This is a genomic window from Cupriavidus sp. 96C5-1 (assembly GCF_057798855.1).
The window spans coordinates 130,789-145,689 of record NZ_JBYOJU010000024.1; the positions used below are offsets into that span (position 1 = coordinate 130,789).

The window sequence follows — 14,901 nt, forward strand, 5'->3', positions numbered from 1 at the left end:
GCGGCGATGCGCGGCAACGGTCTTCGCCGTCGTGCCACGCCAGGCTGGCAAGTGACTGGTAAAAACAACGAGACGTCCACGCCGCCGGCCCATGCGAGCCGGCCGACCGGATGGTGGACGTGATGACTTATCGCCGGTTCGCGATCCGGAGCCGTTCGGGCGCCCGCCGGGCGGGCGCGCCGCGCGACACCGGCACGGGCATCAGGCCGGCTCGCGCTGCGGCACGTGGCGGCGGCTCTGCACCACGCGGAACCGGTTCGCGACGAAGGCGGCGTCGGCAAGGCTGGCATTGGCCGCGGGATTCGCGCCGGTGGCGTGAAAGTCCGAAAATGCGGCCGACTGGTTCACGAAAACGCCGCCGGTGAGGTTCACCGAGAGCGCGACACCGCCGGTCACCGCGGCCTCGCCGGCGGCATCCAGCACCGCTTCATCCGTGCTGTAGACCGACAGTGTCAGCGCCCCGCGCGTGCGGGCGATGCGGGCGGCGAGTTCCAGCGAATGCCGGGTTGAGTCGGTGGCGATCACGAACGCGATCGGGCCGAACCATTCCTGCGTGAACGTTGCCTCGTCGCGGCCTGCGTCCAGCTTCAGCAGGATCGGCGTGCTGACCGTGGCCTGCGGAAATGCCGGATGCGCCAGGCGCTGGCTCTCGAGCAGCGGCGTACCGAGCCCGGCGACCTGTTCGATGCGATCCAGCACGCCCTTGTTCTGGATCGCGCCTGTCAGCTCGACGGCCTTGGCCGGATCGGCAGTCAGCTTTCGCACGGCATCGGCAATGGACTGGGCCACGTCGTCGAACGAGACCGTGCCTTCGGCCGTCTTGATGCCATCGCGCGGCACATAGATATTCTGGGGTGCGGTGCACATCTGGCCCGAGTACAGCGCCAGGGAAAACGCGATATTGCGGGACACCGCCTTCAGTTCGTCCGCCGAATCGATCACGATCTGGTTGACGCCGGCCTTCTCCGTATAGACCTGAGCCTGCGGGGCATGCGTCTCCAGCCAGTCGCCGTTGGCGGTGCTGCCGGTGAAGTCGATCAGGCGGATCTCGTCGCGCGTGGCAAGCGATTGCACCAGCGCGCCGTCGTTGGGGGCAGTCGCCAGCAACGTCACCACGTTCGGATCGAAACCGGCCTCCTGCAGCACCTGGCGCGCAATGCGCACGGTGATGGCCAGCGGCAGGATGGCAGCCGGATGCGGCTTGACGATGACGGCGTTGCCGGTCGCGAGATCGGCAAACAGGCCGGGATAGCTGTTCCAGGTGGGAAAGGTGCAGCAGCCGATCACCAGGCCGATCCCGCGCGGCACGATGGTGAAGCGCTTTTCCATGGCGAGCGGCGCATTCTTGCCTTGCGGTTTTTCCCAGTACGCGGTCTCGGGGATATCGCGCATCGCGTCCCACGCATAGGCGATCGCCTCGAGCGCGCGATCCTGCGCGTGCGGGCCACCGGCCTGGAAAGCCATCATGAAGGCCTGGCCGGTGGTATGCATGACGCCGTGGGCGATTTCGAAGCTGGCCTGGTTCAGCCGCGCGAGGATTTCCAGGCTCACGCCGATCCAGGCCTTGGGGCCCGCCTTGCGAAACTGGGCCTGCGCCTGCTGCGCCGCCGCGATCAATGCATCCGGTTCCGCGTTGGGATAGCCGATATTCAGCGCGAAGCCAAAAGGCGAGCGCTCTTCGCCGACCGTGCCGCTGCCGGGCTGGTCGAGCCGGAAAGGCTGCCCGAGTTGTGCCTTGAATGCTGCTTCGCCGTCGGCGGCGGCGGTTTCGCCGTAGGCGCGCGGGCTGGGCATCTCATTGAAGGGACTCCAGTAGCCCCGGGTCTTGATGGCGTTCAGTGCGCTTTCGAGCGTCTTCTGGTGTTGTTCAAAGAGTGAGGAATTCATCGCGTGCGGCCGTTTGCAAAAAGGGGTTGCTGTACTTCGATTACCGTTCGTCGTAGCTCACGACAACCCGATCCGAGACCGGATGGCATTGACACGTGAGCACGAAGCCATCGTCGATTTCATGTTGTTCGAGTGTGTAGTTCTTTTCCATCTTCACTTCGCCTTCAAGGACCTTCGCGCGGCACGTGCAGCACACGCCGCCCTTGCAGGCGTAGGGCAGCGCAAGGCCGGCCTTGAGACCGACATCGAGCACGCTGACCCCCACATAGGGCAGCCGCAGCTTGCGCTTCTTGCCGTCGATGATCAGCTCCAGGTCCGCGGCCGGCATATCGTCGGTGATCTCGACGGGCAGCACGCCCGCCTGCGGCAACGGTGTGCCGAAGCGCTCCACATGCACCTTCTCCGGCGCCACGCCGGCGGCCTTCAGCGCGGTTTCGGCGGCATCCATCATCGGTCCGGGGCCGCAGATGAACGCTTCGTCGATCTCGGCGGCCGGCACCAGCGTATCCAGGAATGCCTTGCATTTCTCCTGGTCCAGCACGCCGTTGAACAACTCGACCTCCTGCAAATCGTCTGACAGCACGTGATACAGCGAGAACCGGCTCATGAAGCGGTTCTTGAGGTCTTCCAGTTCCTCGGCGAACATGATCGCGTCGACACTGCGGTTGCCGTAGATCAGCGTAAAGCGGCTGGTCGGCTCCATCTCGAGCGTGGTCTTGATGATCGCGAGCACGGGCGTGATACCCGAGCCGCCCGCGAACGCCACGTACGATCTCGACAGCTCGGCGTTCAGGTGCGTGAAGAAACGGCCATCGGGCGTCATCACTTCGATTTCATGCCCGGGCTGCAGCGTATCGAAGGCGAAGTTCGAGAAACGCCCGCCGCGCACCCGTTTGATGCCGATGCGCAATTCGCCATCGCGGTCGTAATCGGTGACGCCCACGCAGATCGAATAGGAACGGCGCGTTTCCTCGCCGTCGAGATGCGCCTTCAGCGTGACGAACTGCCCCTGCGTGAAGCGATAGGCGTCGCGCAGGTCTTCGGGCACCTCGAACGAGACGGTGACGGCATCGGCTGTTTCGGGCCGTACCTCGCGGATACGCAGCGGATGGAATTGCGGAGTCGCCATGGTGTCGGTCCAGTCAATACGGTTTGAAGTAGTCGAACGGTTCGCGGCAGTCGAGACAGCGATACAACGCCTTGCATGCCGTCGAGCCAAATTGCGCGAGAAGCTCGGTGTGCACGGAGCCGCATTGCGGGCAGGCAGGCAGGCTGCCGGCCGCGGCACGCGGCACGAAGCGGATGGTCGATTCCTGCGGCGCGCGCTGGCTGCCGCAGTTGCCCGTCGGCGGCGCAATGCCGTAGCGGCGCAGCTTCTCGCGCGCGTCGCTCGTGATCCAGTCGGTGGTCCATGCGGGAGCCAGCACGGTGGCAATGCGATGCGGTGCAATGCCGGCCGCCGTCAATGCCTGCCCGATATCCTCGGCAATCTGCGACATCGCCGGACACCCCGAATAGGTTGGCGTGATGACGACTTCGACGGCACCGTCCGCGGCGCGGCGCACATCGCGCAGGATCCCGAGTTCGCGGATCGACACCACCGGGATTTCCGGATCCGGCACCGCTTCAAGCACGGCCCAGGCGCGTGCCAGCGTGGCGTCTGCATGCAGCGTGGCGTTGGCGTTCATTGCGGCCTACCAGGTTGCGCCGGGATGCTGGCGCGCCAGGGACTGCATTTCCGCGAGCAGGTAGCCCATGTGTTCGGAGTGCTCGCCATGCTTGCCGGTCGTGATGTGCTCCACCTGTGCCGGCGCCTTGAGCGTGGCCTGGGCAAGCGTCGCGGCGACGTCTGCCTGCCATGCGGGCTCGAGATCCGCCGCCAGGGGGCCGATGCCGGCCGCGGCGATCGCGGCCTCCACGGCGTCGGTCGCAAAGAACTCCCGCGTGTACGGCATCAGGTAATCCAGCGCCGCCTGCGCCCGCCGGTGCGACTCATCGGTGCCGTCGCCGAAGCGGATCAGCCAGTCGCTCGCGTGGTGCAGGTGATAGCGGGTTTCCTTCAGCGACTTCGCGGCGATGGCCGCCAGGTGCTCGTCGGCGGAGGCTTGCAAAGCCGTCCACAAATGGCTCATCAGCGCCGAGTACAGGAAGTTGCGCACGATGGTCACGGCATAGTCGCGCTCGGCGCGCGCCGTGCCGGCGAGCGGCCCGAAATGCGGCAGCTCGGCGATGGTGTAGTTGGCAAATTCGCGCTCGGTGCGGAAGTACGCGTAGCTGTCTTCCGTTTTCTTGTCGCCGCTGAGCGCTTCGTCGAGGGTGGCCGCGTGCGAGTACAGCAGGCGCGCCTGGCCGATCAGGTCGAGGCTGATGTTCGTCAGCGCGATATCTTCCTCGAGCGCGGGACCGTGGCTGCACCACTCGCTGTTGCGCTGGCCAAGGATCAGCGCGTTGTCGGCCAGGCGCAGCACATAGGACAAATGTTGGGGCGTAGTCATGGTGATGTCGCGCCTTACATGTGGTTGATTTCGTCGGGCAGCACGAAGAAGGTCGGATGGCGGTAGATCTTGTCGCCCGCCGGTTCGAACAGCTCCTCCTTGTCGGCCGGGTCGGAGGCCGTGATGGCTGCCGACGGCACCACCCAGATGCTCACGCCCTCCTGGCGGCGCGTGTACACATCGCGCGCCATGCGCAGCGCGGCGCTCGCATCGGGCGCATGCAGGCTGCCGCAATGCTTGTGGTCAAGCCCCTGCTTGCTGCGCACGAACACTTCCCAGATCGGCCATTCCTTGTTCATTTTCGTCTCCTGTTCAAGCGGCTTGTTTCTTGGCCCGCGCGGCCTGTTTGGCGGCATGCGCAAGCGCGGCTTCGCGCACCCACTCGCCATCCTCGTGCGCCTTCACCCGGGTGGCGAGGCGCTCCTTGTTGCAAGGGCCATCGCCATTGACAACACGCCAGAACGCTTCCCAGTCGATCGCGCCGTAGTCGTGCGCCTTGCGTTCCTCGTTCCACTTCAGGTCCGGGTCCGGCAGCGTCACGCCGAGGATCTTCGCCTGCTCGACGGTCGCATCGACGAACTTCTGGCGCAGGTCGTCGTTCGAAATGCGCTTGATGCCCCACTGGAACGACTGGCCGCTGTGGATCGAGTCCTTGTCGCTCGGCCCGAACATCATCAGCACCGGCCACCACCAGCGGTCCACGGCCTGCTGGACCATATCCTTCTGCGCTTGCGTACCCCTCATCATCGACAGGAGCGCGTCGAATCCCTGGCGCTGGTGGAACGACTCCTCCTTGCAGATGCGGATCATGGCGCGCGCATACGGGCCGTAGGTGCAACGGCACAGCGGGATCTGGTTCATGATCGCCGCGCCATCGACCAGCCAGCCGATCACGCCGACATCCGCCCAGGTGGGCGTCGGGTAATTGAAGATGCTCGAATACTTGGCCTTGCCGGCATGGAGCGCCTCCACCAGCTGGTCGCGCGAGACGCCCATCGTTTCGGCGGCGCTATACAGGTACAGACCGTGACCGCCCTCGTCCTGCACCTTGGCCAGCAGGATCGCCTTGCGCTTGAGGCTCGGGGCGCGGCTGATCCAGTTGCCTTCGGGCTGCATGCCGATGATCTCGGAATGCGCGTGCTGCGAGATCTGCCGGATCAGGGTCTTGCGATACGCATCGGGCATCCAGTCCTGCGCTTCGATCTTGCCGTCGGCCTGCATCACCGCATCGAAGCGGGCCTGCTCTGGCGACACGTCGGTGTTCGCCGGGTCGACCGGCTGAAGGCCGCCGGGGATGTCGAGGGACTGTGTGTACATGGGAATCATCCTGTGGACCGATGACGCAGTATATTTATAAACCGACCGGTCGGTTGATGAATTATTTAAATCTATATGTATATTTCAATAGAAAAAACACAACGAGGAATGAATGCGCAGCCGGAGCCCTCAACAGAACTGCCTGCAGCGCAGAAAGATATGCATAGAGCACATCAAGAACACCATTCAGAACGATCTGGGCTTCAGCAATGGGACTGCGTGACCCCGGGCACCAGCTTTGCACTGAGCGTGGTAGCGGATCTCGCGGGCCACGGCGTGGCGCAGGACATCCAGCGCCAGATGGAATACGACCCGGAACCGCCCTATCGGACCGGCTCGCCCCGCACGGCGCCGCCAGCGCTTGTCAACGCGACGCGCGAGAAAATCGCGTCGTTCGTCGAGCACCGCAGGAATGCCACGCAGCGCGCGGCGGAGCGTCTTGCGAGACTGCCGGCTGTCTAGGCGCGCGGGAGCGCGGACGACACCGGCCCGCCGCCGCCCTGCAGCCACGGCATCGCGCGTGCGAGATCCGGAAACACCGTGGCGCCGCGTGACGTCAGCACGTCGGCCGCCGGAGGAGAACCGACGCCGATAAAACCGATCCCCAGCCGACCGGCAACCTCGAGATCCCAGCGTCCGTCACCCACCGAAACCACATCCCTGGGCTCGGCAATGCCATAGCATTGCTTCGCCCGTTCGATGGCCGCCGCCACCAGATCCGTCCTGGAAGCATGCTCGGACGCCGTCATCAGGGTTGGCTCCGCATACGCGATGCCGATTGCCTGGAGCTTGCGCCGGCTGACGCTCCTGATGCCGCCCGTGGCATATACAACGGCCCAGCCTGTGTTTCCCGCGGCCTCGACAAACGCCCTTGCGCCGCGAATCTCCACCAGGCCGCGTTCGGACAACCGGGACACAAAGTGCTGGTCGAGGTCCTGCTCGAACAGCGCCTGCTCATGCGGCAACATCTGCGCACGCCCACCCGCCGCCAGCGCGTGGGCGAGGATGCCGGTGTCGGTGTGATGGGGATAGCTTCCCCAGTCGGTATCGAGGTCCGGCAACCCAAGCGCCGTCATCGCTGCCAGGAATGCCGACTGGTGCAGGCCGACGGAGTCCGACAGGGTGCCATCGATGTCCAGGACGAGAATGCGGTCTTTTTTCATGTGGAGAATCGTCTAGTCCGCTAGTCCAGGCTCAACGTCATATGTTCTTCGTCATAGAACCGGTCTCCGACACGCATGGCGCGCGGTTCCAGGCCGAACGTCTTGAATCCAAGGGAGCGATACAAAGCCTGCGCACGGGGGTTTTCGGCATTGACGCAAAGGTGGATCTGCAGGATGCCCAGTTCGCGGGCATGCGCAAACGCAGCCTCGAGCAAGCCACGGGCAACGCCGCCTCCGCGCCGCTGCGGCACAACGAAGACCCCCCATAGCACCGCCTTGTGCGCCACCTGCGCGAGCGGCTCGCGCCGCAGGCCGGCAATGCCGATCAGGACCGGCCCGCTGAATGCGCCGAACACGATCTGATCCCCGCTCGCCCGGATGCGCTCCTGGACCGCCTCCAGCGTGCGCCTGTCTTCTTCCTCATAAGTCGGCCAGACGGCGCTCGGAGAATCGGAAATGGCATGCAGGCGGAGCGCTTTGAATGCGGAGGCGTCGCTTGCCGTCAATGGACGGACTGATAGCCGGTCTTTGCTCATTTTCGGGTTCTCAGGGAATGGATCTGGACAAGCCGTGAATCCATATGAACATATGAAGCCGACAATCGGGTTTCGAGTCTGTCCAAGCCTGCGTAGACGCACAGAGCAATAGCCACCGCAGCGCCCCCGGCGGCCGGGGTCAGCCAGGAGTATGCCCTTCCAGCGCAGGCGGCACAGCCGAGTCCGCTGCGACATACACCCATGCCTGAACGCCGGAGGCAAGCGCCACCCGATCCCGCCGATAGTCGGATACCTCGTAAGCATCCGCATGGCGCAGTTCTTCGGCCGTGATGGCAAATACCGTCCCGCGCACGCTGTCGCCGGCATTCCCACTGTATGCGACGACGGGATGGTGGGTCTTGCCACTGGTCGCGACGACCTGCGGATCCTCGATCTTGAGCATGGTGAGTGCGTATCCCGGCATGACGTCCGCGCGGCCGTCGAGCATTCGGCCGAACGTCGCCAGTTGCACCGCCTCCAGTTGCAGCGTGCCGTACGAAAAAAGGTTTTCCGTGAAGTCTTGACGGGTAGCGGGCATGGCTGGACTCTAGTGGCAGCGGGAGCTGGATTCCGGGAGTTGGATTCTATATCGGCGCACCGATCAGGATGCGCGGCCGTGAGGCCATGGCAACCAACGCGCTGGACGCTGGATATGGCACCATTATATTCTTGCAAATATAACGCAACACACTACGGGAAATCCAGATGGCAGGAAGCATGCAACAGGCGGTCGGCAGTCAATACGCGCTAGAGTCGATGCAGTTTGCACGCGACAAGACGTGGCAAGTCGTCAACCGGGTCGCCGAGCTGGTCCGGCCCGGCATGCTCGAGTCGGAGGCAACGACGCAGTGCAAGGCCGTCCTGGAAGAACTTGGAATGGATCGCATCTGGCACCCCGTCCTGATCCGTTTCGGCGAGAACACCCTGAGAACGTTCAAACAGCGCTCCGTCGGCGATCCGCGGCTCAAGGAGAACGACATCTTCTTCATTGACCTCGGGGTCGTCTGGGATCGGCACGAAGGCGATGCGGGTGCGACCTTCGTGGTCGGGAGCGATCCGGAAATGAAAGCATGCGCGGATGCCGCAAAGTCGGTCTTCGACGAGGTCGAGCATCATTGGAGAAGCACCGGCGCAGGAGGCAAGGCACTGTATGACTACGCCGCCGGGCGGGCATCGGCGCTTGGCTGGCGGCTCAACCTGGAGATCAAGGGGCATCGCGTCAGCGACTTCCCGCACGCCATCTACAGAGCCGGGGATCTGGGCGACTTCGCCCCTTGTCCGGATGCCGGGCTCTGGATTCTCGAAATTCAGCTCGCGCATCCGACCCGGCCCTTCGGCGCGTTCTACGAGGACCTGCTCATCTAAACGCAAGCGGGCCTGCCTGACCACGCCCCGCACGACCGCAAACAGGATGTTGGGCTGCGACAGTGCCGCGATATCGATGCCGTGGTGGCTCTCGGGCGGGTATAGCGGTTCCTGGTATGCGTCGAGTTCGTCGATGAGGCGAATCACGTCCGCTTGATCGGGGCTTTCAAGCGCGATCTGCCGCCGCCGGCGGGGCGATCCATGGCTGGCCATGCAGCCAGCCCTTGGCGACGGCGCCATTCAATCCTTGGACAGCTCGCAAAAGCGAAGCCGGTTGCCGAAGGGATCCGCTACCTGCATCAGACGCCCCCAGCCCACGGTCTCGATGCCGGGCCTGGCATATGGATACTGCTTGGCGGCAAGTTCGCCGTGCAGGGAATCGATGTCTTCGACCGGCACGAATATCGTCGATCCCGGTGTGCTATCGCCGTGGTGCTCGCTCAGGTGCAGCGTCAGGCCGGAGCGTCTCACCTGGGCGTACAGGGGCAAACCCTCTTCGAAACGATGTTCCCAATCCAGGGAGAAGCCGAGAAAGTCCAGATAGAACTCCTTGGCCTTCTCAACGGAAAAGATGCGGACGATGGGGATGGCGGCAGACAGATGCATGGCGTCAGGGAAATGAAGGAGACGGAACACACGATGAAACGGAGAACAACGGAAGTCTACCCGAGGGCACACGGCAGACGGTAGGGATCGGCGGCCGATGTTCTTTGTCATCTCGGGCTACCTGATCACGCCGCATGGCCGCCCCGGCTACGTTGCCAGAGCCGAAATCCACTGCCAGATCGCAAACGCGGCCAGCGCGACCGCCGAGACCGCGTTGATGCGCCGGCGCCAGGCGGGCGTGAAGAAATGGCGGCCCCGCGCGACCACCAGGGAGAGCGCCAGCCACCAGAGCGACGACCCTGCGAATACCCCCAGGATCATGGGAACGGGAGAAATGGGACCCAGGGCACCGCCGCTCAATGCGCCGAACACAGCGACAAATGACAGGATGGTGGCGGGATTGGACAGGGTCAGTACAAACGTACCGGCGAGACAGCGCAGCAGATCCGAGCCGCCGGATACGGACGCCGCCGATGTCGCCAGCGGCGCGCGCCAGGTGCGCCAGGCCAGCCAGAGCAACAGGGCGCCGCCGCCCAGCGCCAAGGGCATGCGCGCGGCGGCAAGCGCATGGATGATCCAGCCAACCCCGAAAGCGCCGATCGCGCCGTAAACGGCGTCCGCCAGCGCGGCACCCATGCCGGTGGCCAGTCCCACGGCCATGCCGCGCTCAAGCGTGCGCTGAATCGTCAGCAGCCCGATGGGGCCGACCGGGGCCGCGATCGAGATCCCGACCAGGGCCGCCTTGAGAAAGAGGAGAAGCGTCGTGGAGTCCATGCGCACATGGTAGCCAGTTCTCTGCGGCAAACGAATCGAGTAAATTCTGCTGTACGGCAGAAGTGCTTGCGATTTTTTAAGCCGTCCAGCCAAAATACGGAGATTCCATGCTTGAACTCGATGACAAGGCGTGGCGCCTGATTCAGGCCATCCAGGCCGACGGGCGGCAGCCGCTCAAGGTGCTTGCCGAAGCCACGGGCTTGTCCATCCCCGCCACGCTGGAGCGCCTGCGCCGCCTCGAGGAGGCCGGCGTGGTGCGGGGGTTCCATGCGGACATCGACCCGAAAGCGGTGGGCTATGGCGTACGCGCCATCGTGGGGATCAATGCGCCCCAGCCTGGCAAACAGGCATTGCTGGACAAGCTGCGCAGCTCGCCACGTGTACTGGAATGCCACCATGTCAGCGGCAACGATTCCTACATGCTATCCGTGGTAGCCACCGATCTGGAGGACCTGGAGCGATTCCTGTCCGAGATCAACGGGTTCGGCGAGACGCGAACTTCCATTGTTTTCTCGACGCCGATCGAGCGCCGGGGGCTTGCGCGGCCGGTAGAACGGGAGCAGCGCCGAGCCGGCTAGCCTGCCGTTAGTCCGCCCGCGCTTCCGAGTCGGCATGCGACTGCCATCGATATTCAAGCTTCCATGGCGCGGCGCAAGGGGTTTCGACAAGCGATAATCATCGCCGAATTCAACCGAGATTGTTCATTAGCAATGTGCCCGCGAGAGGTCGACTGGCTCAGTAAGAATATGGACCTTGGCAGGGGTAACCTGGCCCGCGCGACTCCAGCTCTCTACGTAATTTCTTGAGCGATTCTCAATAACCACGTTGCTTAAATTCATGAGAAAAAAATTGCCCCAACATCAATCCAGCTGGGCCAGCTCCAACGATTGCAACCTTTGTCCGCATGAGTTTATCCATCCAAGTTATAAAGCTTGAAGAAAATTCAGCGAGAGCCACTGATCATATCCAATATCTCATCAGCCCTTCGCTGAATAACTTGCTTGCAACCAACCCTGAAATGGCTCTTAGATTTCTGCGCCCACCTCTCATCTCGAAATCATCGATTTTTTGAGATCGCGCCACTCATGTATTGATTTAAATCACGAAAATCCTTAACCCTCCAAGAGTACGGCGGTAGCTTTACACCATTCTCTTGCAAAGTTTTGGGAATCAAGTCTCCATTTGGCCGAAGTATTATCGATGATACAATAACGCCCGGATAATCATTTAGTCGTTTTTTGAAAGCGGATGTCGTAAGATCAGGTGTAGGAGGATTGCTTTTATTAGCCAATGGCCCTGTTCCCTTGAGATCTATTCCGTGGCACATGGCACATCTCTGTGAATAGAGATTTTTCCCATTGACATTATCCGCGAAGGATAGTGACGCTTGAATTAGCGATAAAATTCCTAGCGAAGCGATGAATAAAGTTTTTATTTTCATTTTTCATGTAGCCCTGTTGTATAAATCAGATCTGAATCGAGGGCAAACCCCGGAGGTGCCACTGCAACGCTCAATTCTCTCGATAACATTTGAACCGAGATTGTTCATTAGCAATGTGCTCGCGCCCGCGAGAGGTCGACTGGCTCGCCGGCATTGCTCCACAAGCCCTCAAACCACGGTCTTCGTTTTCGCGCGACGGCCAGGCGCAAGACTGGCTTGACGTTTCTTGCATCGTCATCCCACAGGGCGCCCACGGCCAGTACCTGATGGTGAAGCGTGGAGAGGGTGTGATGCACCTTCAGACGCATCACTGCATGGCGAAACACGCTCATCAGGTTGCAAGCGGGCATCGCCACGCCCAGCGCTGCCTCCATGACCCAGAAGTCGCGTAACACAAGGCTACTCAAACCAAAGTCGGCCTTGAGTTCCTTGATGCGGTTCTCGCAATCGGCCCTGCCTCGATACAGGCGCCAGACTTCCAGCGCGGGAAATTGCAGATCGGTGAGCATGGCCCCGTAGCGCCAGCCCTGCAAATCGGCGTCCTCGGCAAACAGCGACAGCGTCTTGCCCCCAACGGTGGCGTTCTTGGCACCGTCCTTGCGGCCGTCATTATCCTTCGGGACGTCCTTGCTTGCAAGGATCGCCCAGAGGGGCTAATGAACAATCTCGGATTATTTCAAATCCCGGCCATTGCTTTGTTCCAGTCGCTTCCTGAATTCTCGCGCACTTCGCTGATACGGTGAATTCAGCGCGCTCTGATACTGTACGGCGCCCCGGGGCCCGGCTACGCTTGGCTCGATACGCTCCGCACGATGAATCTCATGGCGTTCAGTCCGCGGTTTCCGCGGCTGTCCCGCTCTATCGCCCTTGATAGGCCATGATTTTCTCGTCCCGACCATGCCGGAATATCGCTCGCGAAACCGCCCCTCGATAATTAGTGGATTCAGGAAATTCCATCGAACCGGTTCGCAACACGATTGCCTTGCCGATCTCGTACTGCAAACCATGACCACCATATCCGAAAGCAACGAACCAAAGCTGGATGGCACGCTCGACCCGGGCCGGGAGGCGCTGCGCAAGGCTGCCCTGGAATATCACGAGTTCCCGACCCGGGGCAAGATCTCGGTCACGCCGACCAAGCCGTTGTCCAACCAGCACGACCTGGCGCTGGCCTACTCGCCGGGCGTGGCCGCCGCGTGCGAGGAAATCGTGGCCGATCCGGCCAATTCCTTCCGCTACACCGCGCGGGGCAACCTGGTTGGCGTGATCACCAACGGTACCGCGGTGCTGGGCCTGGGCGATATCGGCCCGGCGGCTTCCAAGCCGGTGATGGAGGGCAAGGCGGGCCTGTTCAAGAAGTTCGCCGGCATCGACGTGTTCGACATCGAACTCGATGAGAAGGACCCCGAGAAGCTGGTGGAGATCATTGCCGCGCTCGAGCCTACCTTCGGCGGCATCAACCTCGAAGACATCAAGGCGCCCGAGTGCTTCTACGTCGAGCGCAAGCTGCGCGAGCGCATGAAGATTCCCGTCTTCCACGATGACCAGCATGGCACCGCCATCGTGGTCGGCGCGGCCGTGGTCAACGGCCTGACCGTGGTGGGTAAGGACATCGGCAAGGTCAAGCTGGTGGCTTCCGGCGCGGGCGCCGCGGCACTGGCCTGCCTGGACCTGCTGCTCGACCTCGGCATGAAGCTCGAGAACATCTGGGTGACGGACCTGGCCGGCGTGGTCTACGAAGGCCGTACCGAGCTGATGGACCCGGAAAAGGCCCGTTTCGCGCAGAAGACCGACAAGCGCAAGCTGGCCGAGGTGATCGACGGCGCCGACATCTTCCTGGGCCTGTCTGCCGCCGGCGTGCTCAAGCAGGACATGGTCCAGCGCATGGCCGACAAGCCGCTGGTGCTGGCACTGGCCAATCCCAACCCGGAAATCCTGCCGGAACTGGTCAAGGAAGTGCGTCCCGACGCGGTGATCGCCACCGGCCGCACCGACTACCCGAACCAGGTCAACAACGTCCTGTGCTTTCCCTTCATCTTCCGCGGCGCGCTCGACGTGGGCGCCACCACCATCACGCGTGAGATGGAAGTCGCGGCGGCGCATGCCATCGCCGAACTGGCGCGCCAGGAGCAGAGCGACATCGTCGCCACCGCCTACGGCATCCAGGACCTGTCCTTCGGTCCCGAGTACCTGATTCCCAAGCCCTTCGATCCGCGCCTGATCGTCAAGATCGCGCCGGCGGTGGCCGAGGCCGCCATGAAGTCCGGCGTGGCCGCGCGCCCGATCAAGGACATGGACGCGTACCGCCTGCAGCTGCAGCAGTTCGTGTACCACTCCGGCACGCTGATGAAGCCGATCTACGCGGCCGCCCGCCAGGTCGACATGGAGAAGAAGCGCATCGTCTTCGCCGAGGGCGAGGAAGAGCGCGTGCTGCGCGCGGTGCAGGTGATCGTCGACGAGAAGCTGGCCAACCCGATCCTGATCGGCCGGCCGGCCGTGATCGCCCACCGCATCGAACGCTTTGGCCTGCGCCTGCGCGGCGGCATCGACTTCACCGTGGTCAACCCGGAGCACGACGCGCGTTTCCGCGACTATTCCGAGGCCTACTTCAAGATGATGGCCCGCCAGGGCGTCACCCAGCAGTACGCCAAGCTGGAAATGCGCCGCCGCACCACGCTGATCGGCGCCATGCTGGTCAAGAAGGGCGAGGCCGACGGCATGATCTGCGGCACGGTCAGCAACACCGCCGCGCACCTGCGCTATATCGACCAGATCCTGGGCGGCACCAACGAGGTCTACGCCGCGATGAACGGGCTGGTCCTGCCGGGCCGCCAGATCTTCCTGGTCGACACCCACGTCAACGTGGACCCGACCGCCTGCCAGCTGGCCGAGATCACCCTGATGGCCGCCGAAGAGCTCAAGCGCTTCGGCATCGAGCCCAAGGTGGCGCTGGTGTCGCACTCGAACTTCGGTTCGTCGGAAGCGCCGTCGGCGCAGAAGATGCGCGAAACGCTGGCGATCCTGCGCGAACGCGCGCCGGAACTCGAGGTGGATGGCGAGATGCACGGCGATTGCGCGCTCGACCCGAAGCTGCGCGACCAGCTCGTGCCGGATGGCGCGCTCAAGGGCGAGGCCAACCTGCTGGTGTGCCCGAATATCGACGCCGCCAACATTGCCTACAACCTGCTCAAGGTCGCGGCGGGCAACAATGTGGCGATCGGCCCGATCCTGCTGGGCGTCAAGGCGCCGGTCCACATCCTGACGCCGTCGGCCACGGTGCGCCGCATCGTCAATATGACGTCGCTGGTGGTGGTGGA

The 14,901-nt window shown here is 63.1% G+C and carries 18 protein-coding genes; 4 read left to right on the forward strand and 14 right to left on the reverse strand.

Going from position 1 to position 14,901, the window contains the following annotated elements:
• Positions 1-201: 201 nt before the first annotated feature.
• Genes paaN through paaA form a run of 6 tightly spaced genes read right to left on the reverse strand, consistent with a single transcriptional unit; the run spans position 202 to position 5,699 of the window.
• Positions 202-1,887, reverse strand: a complete 1,686-nt coding sequence (paaN, locus tag AC3FOF_RS24395; RefSeq protein ID WP_488728027.1) for a phenylacetic acid degradation protein PaaN — start codon at positions 1,885-1,887, stop codon at positions 202-204.
• 40 nt (positions 1,888-1,927) lie between these two features.
• On the reverse strand, positions 1,928-3,016 hold the full coding sequence (gene paaE / locus AC3FOF_RS24400) for a 1,2-phenylacetyl-CoA epoxidase subunit PaaE (RefSeq protein WP_488728028.1): 1,089 nt from the start codon (positions 3,014-3,016) through the stop codon (positions 1,928-1,930).
• Positions 3,017-3,029: 13 nt separating this feature from the next.
• Positions 3,030-3,575, reverse strand: a complete 546-nt coding sequence (paaD, locus tag AC3FOF_RS24405; protein WP_276263825.1) for a 1,2-phenylacetyl-CoA epoxidase subunit PaaD — start codon at positions 3,573-3,575, stop codon at positions 3,030-3,032.
• Positions 3,576-3,581: 6 nt separating this feature from the next.
• Positions 3,582-4,382 (reverse strand): 1,2-phenylacetyl-CoA epoxidase subunit PaaC, encoded by an 801-nt coding sequence (gene paaC, locus AC3FOF_RS24410; protein ID WP_488728029.1) that lies wholly within the window; start codon positions 4,380-4,382, stop codon positions 3,582-3,584.
• A gap of 14 nt (positions 4,383-4,396) precedes the next feature.
• Positions 4,397-4,681, reverse strand: a complete 285-nt coding sequence (paaB, locus tag AC3FOF_RS24415; protein ID WP_017226859.1) for a 1,2-phenylacetyl-CoA epoxidase subunit PaaB — start codon at positions 4,679-4,681, stop codon at positions 4,397-4,399.
• 13 nt (positions 4,682-4,694) lie between these two features.
• Complete coding sequence (gene paaA / locus AC3FOF_RS24420) at positions 4,695-5,699, reverse strand: 1,2-phenylacetyl-CoA epoxidase subunit PaaA (RefSeq protein WP_488728030.1); 1,005 nt, start codon at positions 5,697-5,699, stop codon at positions 4,695-4,697.
• A gap of 219 nt (positions 5,700-5,918) precedes the next feature.
• On the opposite strand from paaA, the gene AC3FOF_RS24425 reads away from it, so the two are divergent.
• Entirely contained in the window at positions 5,919-6,161 is a 243-nt protein-coding gene (locus AC3FOF_RS24425; protein ID WP_488728031.1) for a hypothetical protein, read from the forward strand.
• Here AC3FOF_RS24425 and AC3FOF_RS24430 read toward each other — a convergent pair.
• From AC3FOF_RS24430 to AC3FOF_RS24440, 3 genes are all read right to left on the reverse strand, one after another.
• Positions 6,158-6,862 (reverse strand): HAD family hydrolase, encoded by a 705-nt coding sequence (locus AC3FOF_RS24430; protein WP_488728032.1) that lies wholly within the window; start codon positions 6,860-6,862, stop codon positions 6,158-6,160. The two genes, AC3FOF_RS24425 and AC3FOF_RS24430, sit on opposite strands and share 4 nt — an antisense overlap.
• A gap of 20 nt (positions 6,863-6,882) precedes the next feature.
• Positions 6,883-7,398 (reverse strand): GNAT family N-acetyltransferase, encoded by a 516-nt coding sequence (locus tag AC3FOF_RS24435; protein WP_488728033.1) that lies wholly within the window; start codon positions 7,396-7,398, stop codon positions 6,883-6,885.
• Positions 7,399-7,537: 139 nt separating this feature from the next.
• Positions 7,538-7,936 carry a gamma-glutamylcyclotransferase family protein gene (locus tag AC3FOF_RS24440; protein ID WP_488728034.1) on the reverse strand — a complete coding sequence of 133 codons (399 nt, stop codon included), beginning with the start codon at positions 7,934-7,936 and terminating at the stop codon, positions 7,538-7,540.
• A gap of 167 nt (positions 7,937-8,103) precedes the next feature.
• On the opposite strand from AC3FOF_RS24440, the gene AC3FOF_RS24445 reads away from it, so the two are divergent.
• Positions 8,104-8,763, forward strand: a complete 660-nt coding sequence (locus AC3FOF_RS24445; RefSeq protein ID WP_017226854.1) for a M24 family metallopeptidase — start codon at positions 8,104-8,106, stop codon at positions 8,761-8,763.
• Between the two features lie 240 nt (positions 8,764-9,003).
• On the opposite strand, the gene AC3FOF_RS24450 is transcribed toward AC3FOF_RS24445, so the two are convergent.
• Together AC3FOF_RS24450 and AC3FOF_RS24455 are read right to left on the reverse strand one after the other, a co-directional pair.
• Complete coding sequence (locus AC3FOF_RS24450) at positions 9,004-9,369, reverse strand: glyoxalase superfamily protein (protein ID WP_017226853.1); 366 nt, start codon at positions 9,367-9,369, stop codon at positions 9,004-9,006.
• A gap of 147 nt (positions 9,370-9,516) precedes the next feature.
• Positions 9,517-10,236 (reverse strand): LysE/ArgO family amino acid transporter, encoded by a 720-nt coding sequence (locus AC3FOF_RS24455; RefSeq protein ID WP_488728035.1) that lies wholly within the window; start codon positions 10,234-10,236, stop codon positions 9,517-9,519.
• A 14-nt stretch (positions 10,237-10,250) separates the two neighbouring features.
• On the opposite strand from AC3FOF_RS24455, the gene AC3FOF_RS24460 reads away from it, so the two are divergent.
• Positions 10,251-10,721 carry an Lrp/AsnC family transcriptional regulator gene (locus AC3FOF_RS24460; protein ID WP_017226851.1) on the forward strand — a complete coding sequence of 157 codons (471 nt, stop codon included), beginning with the start codon at positions 10,251-10,253 and terminating at the stop codon, positions 10,719-10,721.
• A gap of 235 nt (positions 10,722-10,956) precedes the next feature.
• Here AC3FOF_RS24460 and AC3FOF_RS24465 read toward each other — a convergent pair whose 3' ends face one another.
• The 3 genes from AC3FOF_RS24465 to AC3FOF_RS24475 all read right to left on the reverse strand — a co-directional run bounded on the left by AC3FOF_RS24465 (position 10,957) and on the right by AC3FOF_RS24475 (position 12,093).
• On the reverse strand, positions 10,957-11,100 hold the full coding sequence (locus AC3FOF_RS24465) for an FAD-dependent monooxygenase (protein WP_488728036.1): 144 nt from the start codon (positions 11,098-11,100) through the stop codon (positions 10,957-10,959).
• A 100-nt stretch (positions 11,101-11,200) separates the two neighbouring features.
• Positions 11,201-11,584: a c-type cytochrome gene (locus tag AC3FOF_RS24470; protein ID WP_276263831.1), complete on the reverse strand. Its 384-nt coding sequence runs from the start codon at positions 11,582-11,584 to the stop codon at positions 11,201-11,203.
• Positions 11,585-11,691: 107 nt separating this feature from the next.
• Positions 11,692-12,093 carry a transposase gene (locus AC3FOF_RS24475; RefSeq protein WP_488728037.1) on the reverse strand — a complete coding sequence of 134 codons (402 nt, stop codon included), beginning with the start codon at positions 12,091-12,093 and terminating at the stop codon, positions 11,692-11,694.
• A 496-nt stretch (positions 12,094-12,589) separates the two neighbouring features.
• Here AC3FOF_RS24475 and AC3FOF_RS24480 point away from each other — a divergent pair.
• Positions 12,590-14,901 (forward strand): NADP-dependent malic enzyme (locus AC3FOF_RS24480; protein WP_488728038.1); only part of this gene is annotated, 2,312 nt, incomplete at its 3' end.

What these genes read in the sequence shown, in the direction of transcription:
- AC3FOF_RS24430 (WP_488728032.1), bottom strand. Translation starts at nt 6,862, where the DNA reads ATGAAAAAAGACCGCATTCTCGTCCTGGACATCGATGGCACCCTGTCG.
- AC3FOF_RS24440 (WP_488728034.1), bottom strand. Translation starts at nt 7,936, where the DNA reads ATGCCCGCTACCCGTCAAGACTTCACGGAAAACCTTTTTTCGTACGGC.
- paaA (WP_488728030.1), bottom strand. Translation starts at nt 5,699, where the DNA reads ATGTACACACAGTCCCTCGACATCCCCGGCGGCCTTCAGCCGGTCGAC.
- paaD (WP_276263825.1), bottom strand. Translation starts at nt 3,575, where the DNA reads ATGAACGCCAACGCCACGCTGCATGCAGACGCCACGCTGGCACGCGCC.
- AC3FOF_RS24470 (WP_276263831.1), bottom strand. Translation starts at nt 11,584, where the DNA reads ATGAAAATAAAAACTTTATTCATCGCTTCGCTAGGAATTTTATCGCTA.
- paaC (WP_488728029.1), bottom strand. Translation starts at nt 4,382, where the DNA reads ATGACTACGCCCCAACATTTGTCCTATGTGCTGCGCCTGGCCGACAAC.
- AC3FOF_RS24460 (WP_017226851.1), top strand. Translation starts at nt 10,251, where the DNA reads ATGCTTGAACTCGATGACAAGGCGTGGCGCCTGATTCAGGCCATCCAG.
- AC3FOF_RS24445 (WP_017226854.1), top strand. Translation starts at nt 8,104, where the DNA reads ATGGCAGGAAGCATGCAACAGGCGGTCGGCAGTCAATACGCGCTAGAG.
- paaB (WP_017226859.1), bottom strand. Translation starts at nt 4,681, where the DNA reads ATGAACAAGGAATGGCCGATCTGGGAAGTGTTCGTGCGCAGCAAGCAG.
- AC3FOF_RS24450 (WP_017226853.1), bottom strand. Translation starts at nt 9,369, where the DNA reads ATGCATCTGTCTGCCGCCATCCCCATCGTCCGCATCTTTTCCGTTGAG.
- paaE (WP_488728028.1), bottom strand. Translation starts at nt 3,016, where the DNA reads ATGGCGACTCCGCAATTCCATCCGCTGCGTATCCGCGAGGTACGGCCC.
- AC3FOF_RS24475 (WP_488728037.1), bottom strand. Translation starts at nt 12,093, where the DNA reads ATGCTCACCGATCTGCAATTTCCCGCGCTGGAAGTCTGGCGCCTGTAT.
- AC3FOF_RS24435 (WP_488728033.1), bottom strand. Translation starts at nt 7,398, where the DNA reads ATGAGCAAAGACCGGCTATCAGTCCGTCCATTGACGGCAAGCGACGCC.
- paaN (WP_488728027.1), bottom strand. Translation starts at nt 1,887, where the DNA reads ATGAATTCCTCACTCTTTGAACAACACCAGAAGACGCTCGAAAGCGCA.